The 22,263-nt window shown below is 62.1% G+C and carries 23 protein-coding genes; 12 read left to right on the plus strand and 11 right to left on the minus strand.

What is annotated here, in order from left to right; all coding sequences use genetic code 11:
- The first annotated feature begins 3 nt into the window (after nt 1-3).
- Entirely contained in the window at nt 4-1,251 is a 1,248-nt protein-coding gene (locus O9Z70_RS06715) for a glycosyltransferase family 4 protein (protein ID WP_286021697.1), read from the plus strand.
- Here the strand turns inward: O9Z70_RS06715 and O9Z70_RS06720 are convergent.
- The 4 genes from O9Z70_RS06720 to O9Z70_RS06735 are packed head-to-tail and all read right to left on the minus strand — an operon-like array spanning nt 1,223 to nt 4,942.
- Nucleotides 1,223-1,918, minus strand: coding sequence for a polysaccharide deacetylase family protein (locus O9Z70_RS06720; RefSeq protein ID WP_286021698.1), 696 nt, complete (start codon nt 1,916-1,918; stop codon nt 1,223-1,225). The two genes, O9Z70_RS06715 and O9Z70_RS06720, sit on opposite strands and share 29 nt — an antisense overlap.
- Nucleotides 1,918-2,832, minus strand: coding sequence for a glycosyltransferase (locus tag O9Z70_RS06725; RefSeq protein WP_286021699.1), 915 nt, complete (start codon nt 2,830-2,832; stop codon nt 1,918-1,920). Before O9Z70_RS06725 ends, O9Z70_RS06720 begins: the two co-directional genes overlap by 1 nt.
- Nucleotides 2,833-2,855: 23 nt before the next feature.
- Nucleotides 2,856-3,758 (minus strand): glycosyltransferase family 2 protein, encoded by a 903-nt coding sequence (locus tag O9Z70_RS06730; RefSeq protein WP_286021700.1) that lies wholly within the window; start codon nt 3,756-3,758, stop codon nt 2,856-2,858.
- Nucleotides 3,755-4,942, minus strand: coding sequence for a glycosyltransferase family 4 protein (locus tag O9Z70_RS06735; protein WP_286021701.1), 1,188 nt, complete (start codon nt 4,940-4,942; stop codon nt 3,755-3,757). The genes O9Z70_RS06730 and O9Z70_RS06735 overlap by 4 nt, the downstream gene beginning before the upstream one ends.
- On the opposite strand from O9Z70_RS06735, the gene O9Z70_RS06740 reads away from it, so the two are divergent.
- Both O9Z70_RS06740 and O9Z70_RS06745 read left to right on the plus strand, forming a co-directional pair.
- A complete protein-coding gene (locus tag O9Z70_RS06740) occupies nt 4,943-5,104 on the plus strand; it encodes a hypothetical protein (RefSeq protein ID WP_286021702.1) in 162 nt (53 codons plus the stop codon). It begins immediately after the preceding gene.
- A 31-nt stretch (nt 5,105-5,135) separates the two neighbouring features.
- Complete coding sequence (locus O9Z70_RS06745) at nt 5,136-6,833, plus strand: FAD-dependent oxidoreductase (protein ID WP_286021703.1); 1,698 nt, start codon at nt 5,136-5,138, stop codon at nt 6,831-6,833.
- On the opposite strand, the gene O9Z70_RS06750 is transcribed toward O9Z70_RS06745, so the two are convergent.
- Genes O9Z70_RS06750 through O9Z70_RS06775 form a run of 6 tightly spaced genes read right to left on the minus strand, consistent with a single transcriptional unit; the run spans nt 6,749 to nt 12,276 of the window.
- Complete coding sequence (locus O9Z70_RS06750) at nt 6,749-7,936, minus strand: DegT/DnrJ/EryC1/StrS family aminotransferase (RefSeq protein WP_286021704.1); 1,188 nt, start codon at nt 7,934-7,936, stop codon at nt 6,749-6,751. The genes O9Z70_RS06745 and O9Z70_RS06750 overlap by 85 nt on opposite strands.
- Nucleotides 7,933-8,937: an NAD-dependent epimerase/dehydratase family protein gene (locus O9Z70_RS06755; RefSeq protein ID WP_286021705.1), complete on the minus strand. Its 1,005-nt coding sequence runs from the start codon at nt 8,935-8,937 to the stop codon at nt 7,933-7,935. The genes O9Z70_RS06750 and O9Z70_RS06755 overlap by 4 nt, the downstream gene beginning before the upstream one ends.
- Nucleotides 8,930-9,646, minus strand: a complete 717-nt coding sequence (locus tag O9Z70_RS06760) for an acyltransferase (protein WP_286021706.1) — start codon at nt 9,644-9,646, stop codon at nt 8,930-8,932. The genes O9Z70_RS06755 and O9Z70_RS06760 overlap by 8 nt, the downstream gene beginning before the upstream one ends.
- Entirely contained in the window at nt 9,636-10,742 is a 1,107-nt protein-coding gene (locus O9Z70_RS06765) for a DegT/DnrJ/EryC1/StrS family aminotransferase (protein WP_286021707.1), read from the minus strand. Before O9Z70_RS06765 ends, O9Z70_RS06760 begins: the two co-directional genes overlap by 11 nt.
- Nucleotides 10,739-11,776, minus strand: coding sequence for a Gfo/Idh/MocA family protein (locus O9Z70_RS06770; protein ID WP_286021708.1), 1,038 nt, complete (start codon nt 11,774-11,776; stop codon nt 10,739-10,741). The genes O9Z70_RS06765 and O9Z70_RS06770 overlap by 4 nt, the downstream gene beginning before the upstream one ends.
- Nucleotides 11,773-12,276, minus strand: a complete 504-nt coding sequence (locus O9Z70_RS06775) for an acyltransferase (RefSeq protein WP_286021709.1) — start codon at nt 12,274-12,276, stop codon at nt 11,773-11,775. Before O9Z70_RS06775 ends, O9Z70_RS06770 begins: the two co-directional genes overlap by 4 nt.
- 214 nt (nt 12,277-12,490) lie before the next feature.
- On the opposite strand from O9Z70_RS06775, the gene O9Z70_RS06780 reads away from it, so the two are divergent.
- From O9Z70_RS06780 to O9Z70_RS06815, 8 genes are all read left to right on the plus strand, one after another.
- Entirely contained in the window at nt 12,491-12,766 is a 276-nt protein-coding gene (locus O9Z70_RS06780) for an acyl carrier protein (protein ID WP_286021710.1), read from the plus strand.
- An 11-nt stretch (nt 12,767-12,777) separates the two neighbouring features.
- A complete protein-coding gene (locus O9Z70_RS06785; protein WP_286021711.1) occupies nt 12,778-13,668 on the plus strand; it encodes a hypothetical protein in 891 nt (296 codons plus the stop codon).
- Between the two features lie 22 nt (nt 13,669-13,690).
- Complete coding sequence (locus O9Z70_RS06790; RefSeq protein WP_286021712.1) at nt 13,691-15,253, plus strand: acyl-CoA ligase (AMP-forming), exosortase A system-associated; 1,563 nt, start codon at nt 13,691-13,693, stop codon at nt 15,251-15,253.
- Nucleotides 15,250-16,476, plus strand: coding sequence for a pyridoxal-dependent decarboxylase, exosortase A system-associated (locus O9Z70_RS06795; protein WP_286021713.1), 1,227 nt, complete (start codon nt 15,250-15,252; stop codon nt 16,474-16,476). Before O9Z70_RS06790 ends, O9Z70_RS06795 begins: the two co-directional genes overlap by 4 nt.
- A 221-nt stretch (nt 16,477-16,697) precedes the next feature.
- The gene (locus tag O9Z70_RS06800; RefSeq protein ID WP_286021714.1) at nt 16,698-17,375 is read left to right on the plus strand and encodes a helix-turn-helix transcriptional regulator; all 678 of its coding nucleotides are present in this window, start codon (nt 16,698-16,700) and stop codon (nt 17,373-17,375) included.
- Between the two features lie 29 nt (nt 17,376-17,404).
- Nucleotides 17,405-18,313 carry a dTDP-4-dehydrorhamnose reductase gene (gene rfbD / locus O9Z70_RS06805; protein ID WP_286021715.1) on the plus strand — a complete coding sequence of 303 codons (909 nt, stop codon included), beginning with the start codon at nt 17,405-17,407 and terminating at the stop codon, nt 18,311-18,313.
- Nucleotides 18,314-18,348: 35 nt separating this feature from the next.
- The gene (rfbC, locus tag O9Z70_RS06810) at nt 18,349-18,867 is read left to right on the plus strand and encodes a dTDP-4-dehydrorhamnose 3,5-epimerase (protein WP_502870168.1); all 519 of its coding nucleotides are present in this window, start codon (nt 18,349-18,351) and stop codon (nt 18,865-18,867) included.
- A gap of 477 nt (nt 18,868-19,344) precedes the next feature.
- Nucleotides 19,345-20,622: a peptidoglycan DD-metalloendopeptidase family protein gene (locus tag O9Z70_RS06815; RefSeq protein ID WP_286021717.1), complete on the plus strand. Its 1,278-nt coding sequence runs from the start codon at nt 19,345-19,347 to the stop codon at nt 20,620-20,622.
- Between the two features lie 176 nt (nt 20,623-20,798).
- On the opposite strand, the gene O9Z70_RS06820 is transcribed toward O9Z70_RS06815, so the two are convergent.
- On the minus strand, nt 20,799-21,662 hold the full coding sequence (locus O9Z70_RS06820) for an ATP-binding protein (protein WP_286021718.1): 864 nt from the start codon (nt 21,660-21,662) through the stop codon (nt 20,799-20,801).
- A 202-nt stretch (nt 21,663-21,864) separates the two neighbouring features.
- Here O9Z70_RS06820 and yajC point away from each other — a divergent pair, with 202 nt between their 5' ends.
- Nucleotides 21,865-22,212, plus strand: a complete 348-nt coding sequence (gene yajC / locus O9Z70_RS06825; protein ID WP_286021719.1) for a preprotein translocase subunit YajC — start codon at nt 21,865-21,867, stop codon at nt 22,210-22,212.
- The last annotated feature ends 51 nt before the right edge of the window (nt 22,213-22,263 follow it).

A 22,263-nucleotide genomic window follows, 5' to 3' on the forward strand; every position in this document is an offset into this window, starting at 1 on the left:
ACGATGCGCATACTGCTGGTTGCGCCGACATGCGATGGCACGGATATAGGCGAGGCTTGGATCGCTCATCAGTGGGCAAGGGGTCTTGCCGAGCACCATGAGGTGACTTTGCTCACTTACCACAAGCGTGGACGCAAACCAGCGGCGGATCAACTTGATGGGGTGAGGGTAATCGAGTGGGTGGAGCCCCCTTTTCTTGGGAAGGCCGAACGGCTCAACAGCATGCTGGCGCCAGGATATTTGGCTTTTTATTATCAGGCTCGCAGATGGATCCGTAGGGCATTAGCGCGAGGTGAACATTTCGATGTGGTGCACCAGCCCGTTCCAGTGGCGATGCGCTACCCTTCCCCCGCTGCCGGCTTAGGGCTGAAGATGGTCATCGGGCCGATCGGTGGCGGGCTCGACTCGCCATCGGCGTTCAAAGGCGCCCAGGACACTGACCCCTGGTATGTCAGGCTTCGGCAGTTAGATGGTTTGCGGCTCGCATACGACCCATTGCTTCGCCGTACATATGAGCAGGCCGCATGCGTACTCGGGATCGCGCCTTACGTGGCGGACAAACTCTCCGCTTTGAGCCTTTCGCGCTTCGAGGTCATGGCCGACACCGCGCTGGCTTCCGCGCCGCCGCCCCCAATGGACCGGATCGGAAGAAAAGGACCGGTCCGCGCGCTTTTCGTGGGGCGCCTGGTGCGCAGCAAGGGAGTGCGTGACGTCGTCAGGGCGATGGCCAAGTGCACCGACCTCTCGCTCAGGCTCGATGTGGTCGGCGAGGGGCCAGAGAGGGCCGCCTGCGAGGCCCTTGCGAGCACACTCGGACTGACCGCCAGCATCACCTTTCACGGACGTAGGCCGCGAAACGAGGTCGAACGGTTCTACGGCGAAGCGGATATGTTCGTGTTTCCCAGCTACCGCGAAGCCGGTGGGAGTGTGGTGATCGAGGCGATGGGACACGGCCTGCCACTCATCGTCTGCGACCGCGGTGGGCCATCTGCGTCCACACATGACAGTTGTGCCATCCGGCTGCCGGTCACAACGCCGGAGGCGCTGGCGGAGGACGTCGCCACCGCCATGCGTCGGCTGGTAATGGACAAGGCCCTGCGGATAGCAATGGGGCAGGCCGCACACCGGCATGTGCAGCGCACGGGCCTCTGGGAGCAGCGCATTGCCCGCGCCAATGCGCTCTATGCCGAACTCTCCTTGCCGGAATCGGCGATGGAAAAGGTCACGTCAGCTGCTTCACTGTCCTCGTGACGGCGCGGCGCAGGCGGCGCAGCAGGCCAGGTTCGCCTGCCAGGATACGGTCAAAATCGTGCATCGTCATGTCCCGCCGTAAGGATCGGCGCGGGCGCAGGAACTGGACCTGATATGCGCCGCCCCCGTCGCTGTTGTAGGCCGTTCGATATCCAGCGGCACGTATGGCGCGCAGCACCCGGGCATCATAATGGCCGAAAGGAATAGACAGGGCTTCGACAGGCGTCTGGCATATGTCCTCCAGCGCCGCCTTCGATTGACTCAGCTCCTCACCGAGTTCTGGAGGATTGAGACGCGTCAGGTCGAGATGGTCGATGCCGTGGCTGCCGATTTCCATGCCGGAGGCTGTGATTTCCTTTACACCGGCCTCATCCAGCGAGCCTTGCGAGCCGAACCGACCGGTCAGGATGAAGAATGTGGCTGTCAGCCCGCGCTTTTGCAGTTCGGGAACGGCGATGGTCAGGTCAGATGTGTTGCTGTCGTCAAAGGTTATCGCAAAGCGGTGCAGGTCGGGGCGGGACGCGATGCGATCGAGGACGGTGCAGAACTGGTCGCGGCTAAGCCAGAAGGGGCCTTCGCCAGGCTCCAGGACACGGGCCGGCTCGCCGATTCCGTGGAAGTTGATGATCGTCAACGCGCCGCCGCCCCCGTGGATAGACTTGTCCATCACTGGCTGTTGGGGGTGATGGCCGCGCGGAGCACGGCACGGTGCGTGCGGCTTTTCCAGGCGCGTAGCAGGCCAAAAACGATGATGGCCGATCGGAAAAGCGTCGTTTCAACGCGACCGTGATGGCGGCGGAAATAGCGGATCTGATTGCGGGTCATCAGGGCGGCGAGCATCGGGCTCCGCATGTAGGCGCCACCGATATGCGTGACGCATGCGCTGGGCTCATAGACGACCCTGAGGCCGTTGGTGCGTACGCGGCGCTGATAGTCCACCTCTTCGCTATAAAGAAAGAAGCTCTCATCCCAGGCGCCGACACGCGCCCGTGCCTGTGGGGTGATCAGCAAGGCGGCGCCTGTCGCCCAGTCCACTTCGCGGCTCCTCCGATAAGCGGCGGCGTCGGCAATCAGTTCGCCTGTTCCCAGACGCGCGGCGCGTATGGGGCCGAGGAGCGCGTGGGCCCACATGCGAAGCAGCGATGGTTCGCGGCGCAGTGACATGGCGATCGTGCCGTCGAGGTCGCGCATCTGCGGGACGACGACGCCTATATCCGGCTCGATTGCGCGTTGTAAAAGGCGACTGACGGAGCCGGGCAAAAGGCGGATATCGGGGTTGAGAACAAGGATGGCGGCATCGGGCGCAACGGTGGCGGCGGCGGCATTGATCGCAGCGGCATAGCCGCCGTTTCGACCTGTTCGGAGAACGCGGACGCCCACGGGATGATGCTCGGCGATCTCGGTCGAGTCATCGGTGGAGTCGTTGTCGACAACGATGATCGACACATTGGGCACATTGCGGAGCGCTGGCGCCAGGGAGTCGAGGAGCCCGACGAGCACGTCGGCGCTGTTATAGGTGACAATGACGATGCTCAGCGGCAGATTGATGACCGCGAGCCCGGTTCCTTCCATGTTTCGCATATGAACTGTCACGGTCCGTTCTCCTAGGGCCGGTTCCAGCGGGCCGCAGTGCGCGCATCCACGTCGCCAAGTGCCGCGGTCAGCATGGTGATGCCGCGATAGAGCCTGATGCGGATCACGCCGACCATGGCGAGGCACCGGGCGCGGAGGCCCTGCAGGCGATCCGATGCTGCGATGCGCGGCACTTCAGCAAGGGGGGAAACCAGTACCGCCAGTGCGCGAAGTATCCAGCGAGGCCGCCAATTGACCGATTGCCTGATCTCGCCCAGATCATGGGCGATATGCCGATCCCATTTCGCAGCAAGTTCGGGGAAGTTACGCCGGGCCGGATGATGCACGATCATGCGCGGCTCGTAGCGCACCCGGTACCCCATGGCGCTGGCCCGCAGGCCCCACTCGGTGTCCTCGGCGATATTGATGCCAAGGAAGTCGCCGACCTTGCGGAATACCCAGCTGCGCACGGCCAGGTTCCCGCCACCGGTAAAGCCCTTTTCCTCGATGTATTTCTTCATGCGGAAGGCGAAGACGCTTTCATAGGCCTCAAGCATGGTCGGACGGCCGGGCTCGCGCTGAAGAATGCGAACGTCTCCACCGATCAGCGTATCATCGGGCGCTTCGTTGAAATGCTGCTCCATGGCCGCGAGCCAGCCGGGTGCTGCTATGCAGTCAGCATCGATGAAGGCGAGGATATCGCCCTTGGCGGATGCTGCCCCCAGGTTTCTCGCGGGGCCGGGGCCGGGCACCGGCTGAACGAGCAGAACCACCTTGCCGTATCTGCTGCAGATTTCCGTTGGCAATTGATGCGAGCCGTTGTCAACTACGATGATCTCGTAGGGCAATGATACGCCTTGTTGGGCGTTGAGCGCCTCCAGCCCGGAGGCGAGAGCCTCCGGCTGGTTGAGATGAGGAATGATGACACTGATCACGGGCGAACCTCGCTGGCGGTAAAAATGGAATCTATCGCCGCAAGGTAACGCGTGGCCTGGGTGGACCAGCGGAAGTCGCGCCCGGCGATCCTGCGGGCGGTTGTTGCCATAAGTCGACGGCGTGCACTGTCATCGGCAAGCGCGATAATGTTGTCGGCCAGAGCCGCCGCGCTGTAACGCATGGTGACGAGCGCCGCCTCACCGGCTTCCCGGCGGGCCTGCGCCAGGTCGAACTGCACGAAGGGTATGCCGAGCATCATGTACTCGAACACCTTGTTCATCGAGAGCTTTTCATTGCAGCCGTTCGGGGGGTCGGGGATGACGCCGATGTCAAACGCCGACAAGTGCTGCATCATCTTCGCGCCGGTCAGGTAGCCGGTGAATTGCAGAGCATCGCCGAGGCGGAGCGTCTTGGCGAGAGCGCGCAGCCCTTCATATTCCGGCCCGTCTCCGACCAGCACGGCTTTGATGTCGGTCCGGCCCTGCGCGTAAATGATGTGATCCATGGCGCGAACGAGCGTTTCGACGCCGTCTTGAGCCCCCATGATGCCCACATAGCCCACGATGCACTTTCCGTCACCGACAAGGGCCGGTTCGGGTGGGCAGCGGTGGGTTTTTGCGGGGTCGGGATAGCTCTTGACCACGAATACGCGGTCGGCCTTCATGTTGCCGCGCACGATGGCGATGTCGCGGAACGTCTCGTTTGTGGCGATGCTGGCGTCGGCCAGTCGGAATGTCAGTTTCTCGAGCAGGCCCAGCACACGATAGAACACGTCCTTGCGGCCGAAGCGGCTGAAGTAGAGTTCGGGGCTGAGATCGTGATGATCGAAGAGGAAGCGCGTGCCGAACAACAGCCGGTGGAACAGGGCGATGAGGAACATCAGGTCCGGCGGATTGCACGCCTGAATGACATCGATCCGCTGGCGCCGGCGCGCTGAAAATGACAGGCGCAGTTGATGCCAAAGAGCGGTGATGTATTCGGCCGGGTAGCCCTTGGCCGACGTGGCCTCGACGAGGTCGTGGCGGTAGATGTGTATGCCCTCGCGCAGCTCGAAGCTGTCGTTGTAGCCCTTGCCCTTGGGGCAGATCACCGAAACAACATGGCCGGCCTCCTGCAGGGCCAGCGCTTCCTGCCAGACGCGCCGATCGAATGGCACAGGCAGGTTCTCCACCAGGATGAGCACGTGACGTGGCTTGCCGATTTGAACCTCCTATACCTGACCTGGCTGTTCGGTCACCTGACACCGAAAGCCGGCTTCGTGGCCAATGCATTGAAGCGGAAGGGGCGGCAGCTGGGCCATAGACCGGATGGGGTATTCATTGCCGGTGCCGGCCCGGACGATTGATAGGCAAGCAAACCGCGCGCGAGGGCACGTCATGCCGATCAGGGATTTGTTGTCAGCTCCGGAACAGGTGACACGTGTTGCCGCCGAGTTCTGCGTCATCGGCGGTGGCATGGCGGGATTGTTCATCGCCCGGAGGCTTGCCGAGGCGGGGCGGAGCGTTGTTGTGCTCGAAAGCGGCAAGGACGGCTTCGAGCAGGAAACCCATGATCTAAACAGGATCGTCGACGTTCAAGGTCGCTATTCGCGCGCCATGGATGGCCGCTATCGGGGCCTGGGCGGATCTTCGTCACGCTGGGGTGGGCGCCTCGTTCCGATCTATGCCGAAGATACGGCGGCGCGCCCTCATCTGGGTCTTGCCGGATGGCCCTTGGCCTATGAGGAACTGCAGCGCTACCAGGCCCGGGTCGAAGACGTTTTCGGGGTGACGCATAGTCCCTTCGGCAAGGAAGCGCTCGAAGTGAGCGGCCTCAATGCTGCCTTTCGGCCGGATGATCCTGATTTCGACGGAAGGCTGGCCAAATGGATACGCTTTCGCCGCTGCAATCTCGCAACCATCTGGCGCTCCGAACTCGAGCGGCTGAGCGGACTTGAGATCTGGCTTGGCGCCACCGTGACGAATTTCGAGCTCGACCGGGCAAACGGAATTTTACGAGGGGTCGAGGCGAGAAGCCTTGGAGGCAAATCTACATTCGTCACAGCGGACCACTTCGTCGTGGCGGCCGGCACTATTGAAACGACGCGCTTGCTTTTGTGGCTGGAGCGGCAGTCGGATGGTTATGCATTTGCCCGCAGCAATGTGCTGGGACGATATTTCCAGGACCATCTCAAGGCTGAGGTCGCCACCATAGAGCGTCGCGATCAAGCCGAAGGCAATCTCCTGTTCGGCTATCACTTCGTTGATGGCACACGGCGCAGTCTGCACCTGGATTTCACCACCGCCGCGCAGCGCGAAAGTGGTGCGCCCAGCGCGTTTGCCTATGCGGCAATGGACCTCTCCGCGAGCAAGCTTGCCCATATCAAGACCATGGCCCGCGGGCTGCAGCGAGGCAGGGTCGATCTCAGGGAATTGTTTGCTCTGGCTCCGGAATTGCCACTTGTCGCAAAATCGCTCTATTGGCGATTACTCCGGCGACAGGTTTACATGCCGGCCGATGTGCGGCTTGGCCTGCAGATTGCCATCGAGCAAGCGCCGCACCGGGACAATCGTATCGTGCTGGCGTCAGAAACCGATGCGATGGGCATGCCCATGGCGGCAGTTAATTGGCGGCCACGAGCGTCTGATGAGGCAACGTTCCGCACTGTGGCGCGCCGCTTGCAGTCCTATTGGAAGCGGGCCGGCCTTGAGAAAGATTTCCCACTTGATTGGCGCGTCGCCGAAACAGATGGAGATATGGCCTTCACTGACTTGGCCGATGCCTATGCTCACCCGTCCGGCAGCACGCGCATGGGCACCGATCCCACGGAATCCGTCGTCGGTCCGGATCTGGTGTGTCACGATGTGCCCAATCTCAGTGTTGCCAGTGCGGCCGTATTTCCCACCGCCGGCAGCGCCAATCCGACGCTGACGATATTGGAACTGGCGCTGCGGCACGCCGATAGCCTTCTCGCAACTAGGCGCGGGCAGGCGGTTGTTTCGCTTCGGGATCAAGCCAGTTCGACAGTCCTGACAGAGGCCATGGCGCCCTTGAGTGCCTCGGCCACCAGGGCAACGTCCTCTTCCTCCATCTGACTCGACAGCGGTAGCATGATGGCGTGATCCTGGGCGTATTCCGACCGGCTTAGCTGGCTGCCGATGCGGGCGCTTCCAGGCCCCGCATAGGCAGGCTCGCGGTGCGCGTTCATGACGCCCCGGCGCGTCGAGATGCCCTGGTCGAGCATATGTTGCATGGCAAAACGCTGATCCAGCTTGCGTGGCAACAACACGCAGAAGCTCTGCCAATTACTGCGTGCCCAGGAAGGCTCAAACGGCAATTGGAGGTCTGAAAAATCCTTGAGATAGAGCCGGTAGAGGTCGGCGATGTGGCGCCGCTTCGCGACGATGTCGTCCAGCCGGCGCAGTTGTTCGCGACCGATGGCGGCCTGGATATCGGTCATACGGTAATTGAATCCGACCGAAACATAGCTCTCGAAAATCACCGAGTGTGAGCTGTGGCGTTCCCGGTCTGACACAGACATGCCATGTTGCCGCCAGAGACGGAATTTCTGGTCATATTCCGCGCTGGCCGTGGTTAGCATGCCGCCATCGCCAGTTGTGATGACCTTACGTGGATGGAAGGAAAAGCAGGCGATGTCGCCGATAGGCGCGCCCACACTACTGGGTCGCCCTTGCCAGATGATGCTGCTCCCCGTGGCACAGGCAGCATCTTCAATGACCGGTATCCTCCGACTTTTGGCGACCTCCATGATCGAGGCCATGTCGCATGGCATGCCCAATTGGTGCACACAGAGGATAGCCCTGGTCCGCGGCCCGATGGCGTTGGCGATCAGCAAGGGATCGATATTGTAGACATTGGGCTCGATGTCCACGAAGACGGGTATCGCTCCGCAATGGCGAATGGCGTTGACCGTGGCAACGAAGCTGTGGCTCACGGTGATGACTTCGTCGCCGGGTCCAACCCCGACGGTCAGCAGGGCCAGATGCAAAGCGGTGGTGCAGTTTGAAACCGCGCAGGCATGGGGCGCGCCGACTTTGTCGGCGAATTCCTGCTCGAACGCGGCGACTTCCGGCCCCTGGGTAACCCACCCCGAACGGATGACGCGCGCTGCAGCTTCCACTTCAGCTTCGCCGAGGACCGGCATGGCAATTGGAATATTGCGTAGGGACGTGCTCATCTTGCCTGCTCCACTTTCCAATTGTGCACACGCTCAGCGGTGAGCATCTGGTCGGCGGACACACCGCTCTTGAGATACCACTGGTGAAGCCGGTTTAGGCCGTCCTCAAGCGAAACTCCGGGCGAAAAGCCAAGGATTTCTCTTGCTACCGAACTGTCGGCGATCAGCCTGAGGACGTCCCCCGGTCTAGGATCGTCGTGAATAATGGCTGCGCCTGGTTTGACGAGAGCGGCGGCGATTTTGCCGGCAAGCGCGTTGATAGTGACTTCGCTACCCTGGCCGAGATTGATGGTGCGGCCCACGGCGGCATCGGTCATGCCGGCAAGGAGAATACCGCGTGCCGTATCGGCGACGAAGGTAAAGTCGCGCGTCTGTGAGCCATCGCCGAAGATGACCATGGGCTTTCCTGCCATGGCCCGCAGCATGAACTTTGGAATGACCTCGCCACTGTCGCCTTCATGATGGCTGCGCGGCCCAAAACTATTAAACGGGCGCACGACGATAGTCGGGTAGCCATGGCTCTGATGGTAGGCGCGGGCATAGCATTCGCCGGCAAGCTTTCCGGCGCCATAGACCGTCATGGGGAAGGTCGGGTGATCTTCGGTCATCGGTGCCCAGCGCGCGGTCCCGTAGACCTCCGAGCTCGAGACATAGACGAAGCGCGGGACGCCAGCATGGCGCGCAGCCTCAAGTAGCCCGAGCGTGCCCGTCGCGTTGACGGCGTGATTTTCCAAGGGATCGTGCAGGCTGTTGCGGACGCCGAGACAGGCCAAGTGGTAGACGACTGAAACGCCCTGCATCAGCGGCGCCATGGCCTGCTGATCCCGAATATCCACCACCGCCAACTGGCACATCGCACTATCGATGCCGGCCAGATTGGCGCGCTGGCCGTTGACGAGATTGTCCGCAACCACAACTTCGCGCCCCAGTCCCACCAATTGCGACACGAGCTCCGAGCCGATAAACCCGGCCCCGCCAGTCACAAGTATCCGCTCACCCATGATCCCCCTCCTTGACGCCAGGATTCTTGTCTTCGGCACGCCGCCAGTGCCGAAACTTTGCCGGCACGCCGGCCACCACCGAGAATGGCGCCACGTCCGAGGTCACAACGGCCCCGGCACCGACAATGGCGCCCTTGCCGATGGTCACGCCCGGCAGAATCACTGCATTGGTGCCGATATCGGCCCAATCGCCGACGACAACCGGTCGGACATGCAGGTCGGTTTCGATGATGGGGCGATCAATGGGGGCGGCCACATGGGCGGAACCAAGCAACTTGGCACCGGGCCCCCAGCCCACATGCTCGCCGATTACCAGGTCACGTGCGTCAAGGAAGGCCTGCGGACCGATCCAGCTTCCGCGCCCTATGCGGCATTGTCCGTCAAACCGTCCCTGGATATTGGCCTGTGCGCCGATGAAAACGCCCTCGCCAATTTCGAAGGTATCGACATGCTTGAATGCTGCGCCGCTGCCGACTTTCAATCCCGGACCGCAGGCGCGGGCGGCGGCGGCGATGATCGCGCTGCGCATCAGCGCGTCCACCATGCCGTCGCCTTGCGCGAAGCGACCGTAAAGTTCTACCAGGCCTTTTAGCCCATACTCTTCACGCAGGCTGACAATGAGGCCCGCTTCAAAGCCAGCTTCGGCGATACCCGCCTTGCCATGCACGGCGGCGACGCGCCGCCCCTGTCGTGCCTCATCAACTGACATGGACATCCCTGGAAACAGCGCTGGCCACTGCGTCGATCTGACTGGGTGTCAACTCGGGATATATTGGAAGCGAAAGCACTTCCCGGGCGGCCCGTTCGGCCAGGGGAAAGTCGCCGCGCCTATAGCCGAGATCTGCATAGGCGCGCTGGAGATGCACGGGAATCGGATAATGCAACCCAGTCTGTACTCCTTCGGCGGCGAGCGCTTCGCGCAGATGTGCCCGGTCCCGCGTCCGAATGGCATAGACGTGATAGACATGGCGGTGCCCGGGAGCGACGTAAGGCAGTTGGATCGTGCCTATGCCGCCCAACAGACTGTCATAACGAGCGGCATGCTGGCGCCGCTGTTCGGTCCAGGCATCGAGATGCCGGAGCTTGACGCCGAGCACTGCCCCCTGAACCGCGTCCATGCGATAGTTGAAGCCCTGGGCGATGTGATTGTAGCGCTCTTCCTGGCCCCAATCGCGCAGGCAACGCGCGGCCTTGCCGACGGCGTCGTTATTGGTCACCAATACGCCACCCTCTCCGCATGCTCCGAGGTTCTTGCCAGGATAGAAGCTGAACGCCCCGGCAAGACCAAGGCTTCCGGCGCGGCGCTCGTTATACTCGGCGCCATGAGCCTGGCATGCGTCCTCGATAACGACCAGGCCATGCCTGTCGGCCAGCATGAGCAGGGGCTCCATATCGGCCATCTGCCCATAAAGATGGACAGGAACGATTGCCTTGGTCGCGGGGGAGATTGCCGCCTCCACCTTGGCCGGATCAATGTTCATGGTGAGGGGATCGATATCGACCAGGACTGGCCGGGCCCCAGCGTAAAGTATCGCGGCCACCGTGGCGACAAAGGTGAACGGCGTCGTGATGACCTCGTCCCCGCGGCCGATGCCCGCTGCGAGCAGCGACAGATGCAGGGCACTGGTGCCGCTATTGACGGCAATCGCGTGTTTGGTGCCGCAATAGGCGGCGTATTGCTCTTCGAATTTGGCGACTTCCTCGCCAAGGATGTAGCGGCCTGAGCGCAGGACATTGACGACGCTGGCTTCGAGCTCCGCGCCGATCTGCTTGTATTGGGCCTGGATGTCGAGGAGGGGTATCATGCGGGTAGCCGATCATGCTCAAGTTCGACGACGGCACCTTGCAGGCCCAGCGACTTGGTGGCGGCATCGAGCACGCGAACGACACGCAGCCCGGCATGACCATCGGCAAGAGGTTGGCTTCCCGCTTCGATGCAGGTGAGAAACTCGCGCAATTGGCGCGCGAGGGCCTCGGTCATGTCCAGTTGGGGAGCGTTCATGTCGCCGGTGCGGTAGCCGACCTGCATCTGGCGGACCTTGTCGCCCCGGCGTGCTGGCAGGCCCGACAGGGTAATCCCCTTATCGTACACCTTGATTTTCTCGCTCGGCTCGAGATCGTCATAGACGATCATCTTGTCGCTGCCGCCCACCAGTGTCCGTCTTACCTTGACCGGGGCGAGCCAGTTGACATGGATATGGGCGATCATCCGGCCGGGGAAATGAAGCGTCAGATAGGCTATGTTTTCCGGTTCCCCCGGCACATGGCTCATGCCGGTGGCGCTGACGGCCACTGGCTTTTCAGGAAGCAGATAATCCATGATCGAGAGGTCATGCACGGCCAGGTCCCAGATGACGTTCACGTCGTGCTGGAAGAGACCAAGATTGATGCGGACGGAGTCGTAGTAATAGAGCTGGCCCAGAGAGGACTGGATGATTTCGCGCATCTTGCGCACGGAGCCGGTGTGGATGAAGGTGTGATCCACCGCAAGAACGAGCCCGCGCCGCGCGGCTTCCTCGACCAGCCGCTCCGCTTCCTCGATGCTGCTGGCGAGCGGCTTTTCGACGAAGACATGCTTGCCCGCCTTCAGGGCGCGCATGGCCATCGCATAATGGGTGGCGACAGGCGTTGCGATGGCAATCGCATCGACCGAAGGATCATCCAGCAGCTTCTGGTAGTCCTCGGTGATTTCGACAGACGGATAACGGCGGCGCATCCCCGCCAGCCGCTCGGTCTGAAGATCGCAGACCCAGCGCAGTTTTGCTTCGGGCAAGTCATTGAGGTTGCGAACCAGGTTTGGCCCCCAATAGCCGTAGCCCACGACGCCGATACCGATCATGCTATGCCCCCCGCGCTCTGTTGCTGATCCATTTCCCTTGCGGTGCTGCCCACGATTCTGGCGGGCACGCCGGCTACGATGGCGCCATCGGGAACATCGCGGGTCACCACCGAACCGGCGCCGACCAGCGCGAATGCGCCAATGGTCACGCCCGGCAGGATGGTTGCATTGCTGCCTATGGACGCTCCCTGGCGCACCCGTGTCGGTTCCAGCGTCCAGTCAGAGGCAGATTGCAAGCTGCCATCCCTGTTGAGGGCGCGGGGGTAACGGTCATTGGTGAACATGACGCCATGGCCCAGGAAGACACCATCTTCCAGCACCACGCCTTCGCAGATGAAGCAATGGCTCGACACTTTGCAGCGCGCGCCGATGATGGCACCGCGTTGAATCTCCACGAAGGTGCCTATGCGTGACTCAGCTCCGATGCTGCATCGATAGAGGTTGATGAGGTCGGGGTGGTAGAGCACCACATCCTTGCCCAAGGCGACATCGGTTATCATCGGATCGCGTCCTTCCCGGCCGATTTCCCTGCGGCCAGTGGGGCCATGCCCCGACCTTGCCGGCGCAAAGACTAGACGCGGCAAACCCGCTTGTTGTTAGCCCTCATGGTCTAGCCGTTTTGGGCGATGGAGTTGGGGGCAGGGGGGAGCAAAACTTGGCGAGTTACTGGTCGATACGATGCCAGCGCCGCGAATTTGGACAAGGAGAGACAGCGTGGGGACGCCCGTACTTGAGGCCATCAAACATATCGTCGGCGATACCCTGGGTCTGGGCGAGCGCAGCGAACGGCTTACCGCAAGCACCCGGCTCCTCGGACACCTGCCGGAACTGGATTCCTTTGCTGTCCTGCAACTTGCCATGGCCATCGAGCGCGAATTCGACCTGACCATTCCCGATGAGGATTTTGGCGGCGAGCTTTTCGAAACGATCGGCTCGCTGGTGGTCTATGTCGAGGCGCACAGGGGCGCGGCATTGCCGGCAACGGCCTGACCGTGCCGGACGTGGCGGAGATATCGGCGGAGACGGACCGGTGCGGGATCGTCGCGCTGCATCCCATATTGCCCGCCGACTTTCCGGCCGTCGGCTTGTTTCTGCATCAGAGTCTCAATGCGCGCATTCCCGCGCATCGCTGGGTAGCGATGATGTCGCCGAGCTGGCAGGTCGACGGGCCGAACCACGGCTTTATGCTTCGCGATGGCGAGCGGATCGTGGGCGTTCAACTGGCCTTTTATTCAACACGCGACAGGCAGGCCGGCACGGTCCGGTTCTGCAACATCGCGGCCTTTTGCGTGCTGCCGGACTATAGGGTGCACAGCCTGAGATTGCTCCGCGCTGTGCTCGCGCAGCCGGGCTATTGCTTCACGGACCTTTCCCCGAGCGGCATTGTGCAGCCGCTCAATCTCCGGCTGGGTTTTCGCAAGCTGGATACAACCACGGCGCTCATTCCAAATATGGCCTCGATGCTTTCAATAGGGGGGATGCGGCTGGTCACCGATCACGCCAGCATCGCCGGCCGCCTTGCCGGTTCCGATCTCAGGATTTTCCGCGATCACCGTTCTGCTGGCGCGGCGGAACATGTGATGCTGGTCGATGTCGACCGCTATTGCTACGTCATCTTCAGGCGAGACCGGCGCAAGAACCTGCCGTTCTTTGCTACGCTCCTCCACGTGAGCGACCCTGCGCTCTTCCGCAAAGGCCGGGGGCAGCTATTCCGGCATCTCCTGCTCCAGCATGGCATTCTATTCACTCTCATGGAACTGCGGCTCGTTCGGGATCGCCCGCTTCTTTCGCGGCTGCTGCCCGGACATCGCCCGAAGATGTTCCGCAGCGCAGACCTTGGCCCCGAGGCAATCGATTACCTTTATAGCGAACTTACCTGCGTATCGTGGTGAGGCCAGTTAGGAACGAGCCAGGATGAAAACGGGGTTCCATCATCTGCTGCGCGACATGGCCGCTGAACGGCCGACAAGTCTTGCTCTGACATATGGCAGCGTGTCCCTCGACTATGCCGAACTCTGGAAGCGCACGAGCGAGACGGGGGCCGTGCTATCAGGCCTCGGCCTCGTCCGGCATGACCGGGTAGCGATCTATCTTGACAAGCGGCCGGAAACGGTAGTCGCCATGTTTGCGACTTCGGCTGCGGGTGGCATCTTCGTGCCCATCAACCCGCTGCTGCGGGCGCAGCAGGCAGCCCATATTCTTGTCGACAGTGGCGCGAAGGTGCTCGTGACTTCTGCCGATCGGCTCGCGCTTCTGGCCCCCTGCCTGGAGCCGGCGACAGATCTCCGGCATGTCGTCACTATCGATGAGGCAGACCTGCCCGCCTTTGGCGCCGTCGAGGTCCACGGCTGGCATGAGGCGAGGGGTAGCGATGCTTTCGTGTCCAATGATCCAATCGATCTCGATCTCGCCGCCATTCTTTATACATCCGGCAGCACGGGGCGGCCCAAGGGGGTGGCCCTGAGCCACCGCAATCTTCTCGCCGGCGCGGAGAGCGTCAGCCATTATCTGGGCAATTCCTCGCGCGATGTCATATTGGCGGCCCTGCCGCTGAGTTTCGACGCCGGATTGAGCCAGCTCACGACTGCCTTCCAGGTGGGCGCTCACGTCATTTTGCTCAACTATGTGCTGCCACAGGACGTGCCGCGCCTGTGCGCCCGTCACGGCGTGACTGGCATTACGGCAGTGCCGCCACTTTGGATACAACTGGCCGATATCGCCTGGCCGGACGCCGCTCGTCATACTCTGCGCTATTTCGCCAACACCGGCGGCCGCATGCCAAGACAGCTTCTGGGTCAACTCCGCGCGAAGTTCCCCCAGGCGCGGCCATATCTCATGTATGGCCTCACCGAGGCCTTTCGCTCGACTTACCTCGATCCGGCCGAAATCGACCGCCGCCCGGACTCCATCGGCAAGGCCATCCCGAATGTCGAGATCATGGTGGTTCGCCCGGATGGCACCCCATGCAGCCCTGGCGAAGAAGGTGAACTGGTGCATCGCGGGGCCCTCGTGGCACAGGGCTACTGGAACGATATAGCGCGTACGGCAGAGCGTTTCCGCCCCGTCCCCGACCGGCAGCAGCCTTGGCGCGCCGCGGAACTGGCCGTGTTTTCCGGCGATATCGTAAAATGTGACGAGGAAGGTTACCTCTACTATATCGGCCGCCGCGACGAGATGATCAAGACATCCGGCTATCGTGTTAGCCCAACGGAAATCGAGGAAGCGGCGTTCGAGACGTGCCTCGTGCATGATGCCGTGGCCTTCGGCCTTGAGGATGAACGCCTCGGACAGCGCGTGGTGTTGGTGGCCAGCCCTGCTGGCTCCGGCCCATTGGATACGGTGGCGCTTCTCTCCGGCATGAAGCAGCGCCTGCCGCTTTATATGGTGCCGAGCCAAGTCATCGAGCGCCTCTCCATTCCGCGTTCGCCCAATGGCAAGTTTGATCGCGTTCTATTGCGCCAGGAGCTTCTTGCATGAGCATGCATCCCGCCATCGAGAACTTCGCGGTTCGCGACAACTGCCTCTTGGTTGGCGGCATACCGGTCGACCGCCTGGCCGAGAGGGTCGGCTCCACTCCGTTCTTTGCCTATGACCGCGCGCTGATTGCCGCGCGCGTTGCTCGTCTGCGCAACATGCTGCCGCCCATGGTGCGGCTTGCCTATGCGGTCAAGGCCAATCCCATGCCTGCGCTCATCCACCATCTGTCCGGGCTGGTCGACGGCTTCGACGTCGCGTCAGTCCACGAAATGCATCTGGCGCTCAATGCGGGGACACCTGCTTCGGAAATCAGCTTTGCCGGACCGGGCAAGACTGATGCGGAGCTGTCCTGCGCGGTGGCGGCGGGCGTGACCATCGAGCTGGAATCGTCGTCTGAGGCCCGGCGCGCCGCTGAAATCGGAACGCGTTTGGGTATTCGCCCTCGCGTGGCCGTTCGGATCAATCCCGATTTCGTGGTGCGCGGCTCCGGCATGCGCATGGGTGGCGGAGCACAGCAATTCGGCGTGGACGCCGAACAGGTGCCAGCCCTCGTGACATTTATTGGCGAGGCGGGCCTCGATCTGATCGGCTTCCACATCTTTGCCGGCTCACAAAACCTGCAGGCGGAAGTGATTGCAGAGGCGCAGCGCCAGTCGCTGGAGTTGATCGCGTCCCTGGCGCCGCTTTGTCCCATGCCCATCCGCTATGTCAATCTCGGTGGCGGCTTCGGCATTCCCTATTTCGAACGTGACCGGCCCTTGGATCTGGCGCATGTGGGCAAAAACCTGGCTGACCTCATCGACACCGTCGCTGCCCGGCAAATGCCCGAGGCGCAAGTCACCGTAGAACTCGGCCGATATATCGTGGGCGAGGCCGGGATCTATGTCAGTCGGGTCATTGATCGGAAGGTTTCGCGCGGCAAGATCTATATCGTCGTCGATGGCGGCATGCATCATCAGCTCGCGGCCTCGGGTAATCTCGGCCAGGCAATTCGGCGTAACTATCCAATTGCTGTGGGCAACAGGATGGCCGGACCTATGATGGAACGAGTGAATGTGGTGGGGTGTCTTTGTACGCCTCTCGATCTGCTGGGGGACGACGTTGCCCTCAACGATCCCGGCGTCGGCGACCTTGTCGTACTCTTTCAGTCTGGCGCTTATGGACTGACGGCAAGCCCCACGGCTTTTCTGGGGCACCCGGCACCGCGCGAGTGCCTGGTCTAGTACCTTAGATCAGCATCTACCTCTGAAGCAGTATTTTTGGCTCATCCAGACATATGGGCTAACTCGAAAGAGCTACGTCTAGTTACCCTCCTTCGGTCAATTGCCAGGTTTCTCCATTCGCCATTAGCCTCGTTGCAAGACTTTAGGGGTGCTTGGATCAAATGGTCTACATGGACACACATACTGGTCGCGTCTTGCCAGGCCGGCGTGGGCAGGAACGCTTGAGGACCATTGTCTTCATAACGCCGCCTGGGGTGGTGTCGGCTGCGCTAAAGCAAGCTGCCGAAGATGCCTTTCCCTGGACGATGATCGAAGAGGTGGCGCATGTTGATCAAGCCATCCGCATATTTCCGAGCACGGTATCCCTGCTGCTCGTACATCCCGATTTCATCGCCGATGTCGAGCGATGTGCCTCCGACCTATTCCGCTATCATCCCATGGCCATGACGGCGGTGCTGGACAACGAACTGCATGCCGAGCGGGAATTGGCGATACGCCTGGTGACTTCCACGCTCGTCCGCAGCGTTTTTCCAGTCCAGGTGCGTCACGATATCTCGCTGTCAATTCTCGGGCTTTTGCTGCAGGGCATTGAGTACTTCCCCCGGGCACTGCTCGGGGCGGCTATTGAAAAACCGGCGGAAGTCTTGCCGTCCGTGTCAGAGCCGGAAGAAGTTCAGCCCGTCCCGCCGCATCTGCGGGTTCTGACCAAGCGCGAAATGCAGGTTCTGGAAATGGTTCAGCGGGGCCTGCAAAACAAGTCCATCGCCAACGATCTCAATCTTTCAGGACATACGGTCAAAATTCACCTCCATAACATCATCAGCAAGTTGGGCGCGCGAAATCGGACCGAGGCTGCAGCCATCTATCGCAACGTCGCTCCAGGGAACGCCGTCCACTGAACTGTCGGCCGATCAGCGGAGACCACGCGATGCGCATTGCCCTCGTCGGCTCCAACGGCCAAGTCGGCTCGGCACTTCTCGCTCGACTGCCAAGCGCCTGGCACATCGTGCCGCTCGCAAGACAGGATGCCGATCTGCTCGTTCCTGGAGCTGCCGCCGCAGCAATTGACCGCATCCGTCCCGACGTCATCGTCAACGCCGCCGCGTGGACGGCGGTGGACAATGCGGAGACGGATGCAGCACGCGCTCACCGGGTCAACAGTGAGGCGGTCCGCGAACTGGCGGCTGCCGGTGCCGATTGGCTGATTTCCTATTCCACCGATTATGTCTTCGACGGGCGGAAGGCAAGCGCTTACCGGGAGAATGATGCGACAGCTCCTCTCAATATTTATGGCCTGAGCAAGCTCGCGGGTGAACTTGCGATCGCAGAGCGCGGCGGCAACGCTGTGATCTTTCGCACCAGTTGGGTGCATGCGCCCGGCCACGCGAATTTCATCACTACCATCCTGCGCCTTGCCGCGGAGCGCGAGTGTCTCCGCGTGGTCGACGACCAGATTGGCGCTCCGACCAGTGCCGCGATAATCGCGGCGGCAACGGTCCAGACGCTGAAACGCATCGCCGAAGGCAGGCCCATCCATGCTGGTATCTATCATCTGGCCGCGTCCGGCGCGACCAGTTGGTACCACTATGCGGAATTCATCGTCCAATGCGCGCGAGAAAACGGGCGGATCCTGCCTTGCGTCATAAGGCCTATTTCGGCGAAACAATATGGTCAGGTGGCACTGCGGCCGGCCAATTCACGGCTCGATACCACGAAGCTCGAAACGGCTTTGGGATGCATCTTCCCTTCCTGGCAGGAGGGCGCACGGCAGACAATCATCGACAGCATAAATCGCGATGGACAAGACTCGATCCGGCTCAGGCGGGGGCAAGGCTAATGCATGCATCACCCTATCTGCTGGAAGGGCTCGTCTTGTTTCAGCCCGCCCTCCATGCAGATGAACGAGGTGCCTTTTTCGAGAGCTTCAATGCCCGACAGTTTATCGAGGCCACCGGCGTCTCTGCGCCTTTCGTGCAGGATAATCAGTCCATCAGCAGAAAAGGGGTGGTGCGCGGCCTCCACTACCAATTGCCGCCCCACGCACAGGGCAAGCTCGTCCGTGTCATCGCCGGTCGCGTCTTCGATGTGGCGGTGGACCTGCGCGAGAAGTCGGAGTCTTATGGCCGCTGGGCGGGCATCGAGATCAGCGCTCACAACAATCTGCAATTGTGGATTCCGCCGGGCTTCGCTCATGGTTTTCTCGCTCTCGAAGATGACACCCAGATTCTCTATAAGACCACCGACTACTGGCACCGTGACAGCGAACGAGCCATCCGCTGGGACGACCCCGAGATCGATATCGCCTGGCCTCTGGGGGGGCTGCATATTCAGCTCTCGGCCAAGGATGCTGTCGCTCCCGCCTTGCCGGCCCGGCCGGCACCATTGCTTTGAACTTTCGGTGCCTGACACCCACTGGCAATGCGGCATGGCCATTGGGGAGCGCCGCATGGGGTTGAACTGGCAAACGCAATGTCGCTCGAACGACAGCCACGACGCCCGGTCAGCCGGCGGACGATCAGGAGTGGGAGCCTGCAGACTGCGGCAACCAACGCCTAAACCGCTTGCCCTACTACCTGCGGCTTGAGTGGGAATGTTTACATCGGCCACTTCGAGACAAGTTGTCTTGGAACGTAAGCCCTTCGCTCCTTCCCCCTTGAGGCGAGGGCCGGGGAGGGGGGTGCTGCGGCTTCTGCACCATCCGCAGTCCGGCCCTCGCTCCGCCGACCGCCGCCCTCTTTCCCTTAACCTTACCGCTCCCTGAATCGCCCCCATACGATTTCACTCAAATCGCATCGGCTTTAAACTCGTCTTTACCTTACCGGGCTAACCTCGCAATCAGTTGTTGAGTACCTGCGTATGAGTAAGCCGATGAGTATTCGCGTCTCTTCGCGGCCCAAAAGAGCGGTCGCCATTGCCGGAATTATCGTGGCGGCGGTCGGTCTTTCCGGTTGCAATAGCCTGGGAAGCCGCTCCTTCGGCGATTCCACCGTAACCGGCTCCGTCGCCCAGTCGGCTCCCGCCACCTTCAATCAGCCGATGCCGCCCAGTCTCGGGGCGCCGCAATCGACGCAGGTGGCCGCCTCGCAATATCTGCCGCCCGCGCCGGTCGGCGGCGGCTGGAGCGGTGGTGGCACTACGCTGCCGCCGGCGCCTGTCGGCAATGGCTTCGTGCAGCCCGCCGGTACGTCCCCGATCGGCATGGGGGCTCCCGCCCCCTCCGTCCAGACTCAAGCCCTGCCTGCCCTCAATTCCCCGACCTCCATGGGAGCCACGCAAGCCATGCCCGCTCAGCAGACCCTTGCCCCGCTACCGGCCACCCCTCCGGCCGTCGCGTTGGGCGCCAATCCTTCCGCCTCCGCCCTGCCGGTCAATTCCAGCGTGCCGGTAACGGCCGCCGGGAACGGCAATGGCTATGCCCACACCATCGCCGCCGGCGAGTCGCTCTACACCATCGCCCGCAAATACGATGTGACCACCCAGGCCATTGTCCAGGCCAATGGCCTGGCTTCGCCCGACAAGATTGTGGTCGGCCAGAAGGTGATCATTCCCGGGCGCGGCGATCTGAATACCAGTGCCCCGATCACCCAGATGGCCAGCCTCGCCCCGGCCGCCACCGGCGCCGTATTGCCGGATATGCGCCCGACCAATCTTGCCGCGCCGGCGGCCCCGGCCCCGGCTCCGGCCGTTCAGGCGGCCGCGCCGCCGGCAACGGCGACGCCCGCGCCTGCGCCGGTGCAGCAGGCTTCCCTTCAGCCTGCCGCCGAACCCGCCATGTCGGGCAGCGACAAGTTCCACTGGCCGGTTTCGGGCCGGGTCATCACCGACTTCGCCGCCTCGCGCGGTACCGGCATCAATATCGACGTGCCGGAAGGCTCCAGCGTCAAGGCCGCCGAAAACGGCACCGTCATCTATGTCGGCTCCGGCGTCGAGGGCTATGGCAACCTGATCCTGGTCCGCCACCCCAATGGCTATGTCTCGGCCTATGCTCATCTCAAGGATATGAGCGTCGCCAAGGGTGCGGTGATCAATCGCGGCGATTCCCTCGGCACTGTGGGCCAGACCGGTTCCGTCTCCCGGCCCCAGCTCCATTTCGAGCTGCGCAAGGGCGCCACCCCCGTCGACCCGGTCCCGCTGCTCGCCAGCTAAACCGGCAGACCTCCAGCATCGAAAAAGGCCGGGCATAGCGCCCGGCCTTTTTGTTTTAGATTGCTGCCTTGTGAGAACTCATCCCGGTCGCGGGCCCCGCATGCGGCTGATCTTCATTGTTCTCCACTCCCATCGCTTGGGGGAGGGTGACGATTGGAGCGAGCGTTACCAGCCCGCTAGACCGCCTTGCCTTCTTCCCCCGCCAATGTCCGCACCAGCTGGATCGCCACGCGCCCCGACCGTGCGCCGCGCGTCGCCGACCATTCGATGGCCCGGGCCCGCAGAGTTTCCGCGTCCAGGCTCAGCCCGTAGAATTCCGCATAGGCCGAGACCATGGCGAGGTAATTGTCCTGGTCCGAATTGTGGAAGCCCAGCCACAGCCCGAACCGGTCGGACAGCGACACCTTCTCCTCCACCGCTTCGCCGGGATTGATCGCCGTCGAGCGTTCGTTCTCGATCATGTCGCGCGGCATCAGATGCCGCCGGTTGGAGGTCGCATAGAACAGCACATTGTCCGGCCGGCCTTCGAGCCCGCCATCGAGAATGGTCTTGAGCGATTTATAGCTGGTCTCGCCGCTGTCGAAGCTGAGATCGTCGCAGAACACGATGAACCGCGCGTCCTGTCCGGCAATGGCGCGCATCAGCCGGGGCAGGGTTTCGAGGTCCTCCCGCGCGATTTCGATCAGCACCAGCCGCTCGAAGCCGTCCCGCGATTCGATATCGGCATGCACGGCCTTGACCAGCGACGACTTGCCCATGCCCCGCGCGCCCCACAGCAGCGCATTGTTGGCGCCATGGCCGCGCGCGAACTGCTCGGTATTGGCCAGGAGAATATCCCGGACCCGATCGATGCCTTTGAGCATGCCGAGCGGTACGCGGCTGACCCTGGGCACCGCCAGCAGGGTTCCCGTTTCGCCCTGCCAGTGATAGGCATTTTCCTGGCCGAGGATGAAGGAACGGGCTTGTGCCTCCGGGTTGAGCGCCTGCGCGATCGTCTCCAGCGCTTCGGCAATCCTGCCCAGATAATCCTTGGTCGTCACCGCTCTCGTCCTTCACTTATTTGTCGTGATTGCCGCACCCGGATTGGCTTTGCAATCATGTTTACCCAAATGTATAGTCCGCGCGATTTTGGCCGGGGCGCAAGTGCAGACAAGCCCATTAGCGTCCACCGCCTGACTCGTCGGCGCCGCGCTGCCCCATTCCACCCGATACGAAAAAGAAAAACACTTAGGAGATCGCTTGATGTTTGTAACGCCCGCCTATGCACAGGATGCGGTTGGGGCCCCTGGCGGCATGGCTGACATTTTCATTCAGCTCATGCCGATCGCCCTGTTGGTGCTGATCTTCTGGCTTCTGATCTTCCGCCCGCAGCAGAAGCGCCTCAAGGCGCAGCAGGCCATGCTGGGCGCCATCCGCCGCGGCGACACCGTGGTCACCACCGGCGGCATCGTCGGCAAGGTCACCAAAGTGGCTGAAGGCGAGGACCTCGAAGTCGAGATCTCCCAGGGCGTCAAGGTCAAGGTCGTGCGCGGCATGGTGGCCGATGTGCGGTCCAAGTCCGAGCCGGTCAACGACAACAAGTCGGCTTAAGCGGCCCAATCCGGCCGGGGCCTCAGGGCTCCGGCCTCCTGCCTTTTCAGG

The organism is Devosia sp. YIM 151766 (assembly GCF_030285925.1).
Classification (GTDB): domain Bacteria; phylum Pseudomonadota; class Alphaproteobacteria; order Rhizobiales; family Devosiaceae; genus Devosia.

Excerpts from the sequence above, each read along its gene's own strand:
- O9Z70_RS06715 (WP_286021697.1), top strand. The coding sequence starts at position 4 with ATGCGCATACTGCTGGTTGCGCCGACATGCGATGGCACGGATATAGGC.
- O9Z70_RS06720 (WP_286021698.1), bottom strand. The coding sequence starts at position 1,918 with ATGGACAAGTCTATCCACGGGGGCGGCGGCGCGTTGACGATCATCAAC.
- O9Z70_RS06725 (WP_286021699.1), bottom strand. The coding sequence starts at position 2,832 with ATGCGAAACATGGAAGGAACCGGGCTCGCGGTCATCAATCTGCCGCTG.
- O9Z70_RS06745 (WP_286021703.1), top strand. The coding sequence starts at position 5,136 with ATGCCGATCAGGGATTTGTTGTCAGCTCCGGAACAGGTGACACGTGTT.
- O9Z70_RS06750 (WP_286021704.1), bottom strand. The coding sequence starts at position 7,936 with ATGAGCACGTCCCTACGCAATATTCCAATTGCCATGCCGGTCCTCGGC.
- O9Z70_RS06755 (WP_286021705.1), bottom strand. The coding sequence starts at position 8,937 with ATGGGTGAGCGGATACTTGTGACTGGCGGGGCCGGGTTTATCGGCTCG.
- O9Z70_RS06760 (WP_286021706.1), bottom strand. The coding sequence starts at position 9,646 with ATGTCAGTTGATGAGGCACGACAGGGGCGGCGCGTCGCCGCCGTGCAT.
- O9Z70_RS06765 (WP_286021707.1), bottom strand. The coding sequence starts at position 10,742 with ATGATACCCCTCCTCGACATCCAGGCCCAATACAAGCAGATCGGCGCG.
- O9Z70_RS06770 (WP_286021708.1), bottom strand. The coding sequence starts at position 11,776 with ATGATCGGTATCGGCGTCGTGGGCTACGGCTATTGGGGGCCAAACCTG.
- O9Z70_RS06775 (WP_286021709.1), bottom strand. The coding sequence starts at position 12,276 with ATGATAACCGATGTCGCCTTGGGCAAGGATGTGGTGCTCTACCACCCC.
- O9Z70_RS06790 (WP_286021712.1), top strand. The coding sequence starts at position 13,691 with ATGAAAACGGGGTTCCATCATCTGCTGCGCGACATGGCCGCTGAACGG.
- O9Z70_RS06795 (WP_286021713.1), top strand. The coding sequence starts at position 15,250 with ATGAGCATGCATCCCGCCATCGAGAACTTCGCGGTTCGCGACAACTGC.
- rfbD (WP_286021715.1), top strand. The coding sequence starts at position 17,405 with ATGCGCATTGCCCTCGTCGGCTCCAACGGCCAAGTCGGCTCGGCACTT.
- O9Z70_RS06815 (WP_286021717.1), top strand. The coding sequence starts at position 19,345 with ATGAGTATTCGCGTCTCTTCGCGGCCCAAAAGAGCGGTCGCCATTGCC.
- yajC (WP_286021719.1), top strand. The coding sequence starts at position 21,865 with ATGTTTGTAACGCCCGCCTATGCACAGGATGCGGTTGGGGCCCCTGGC.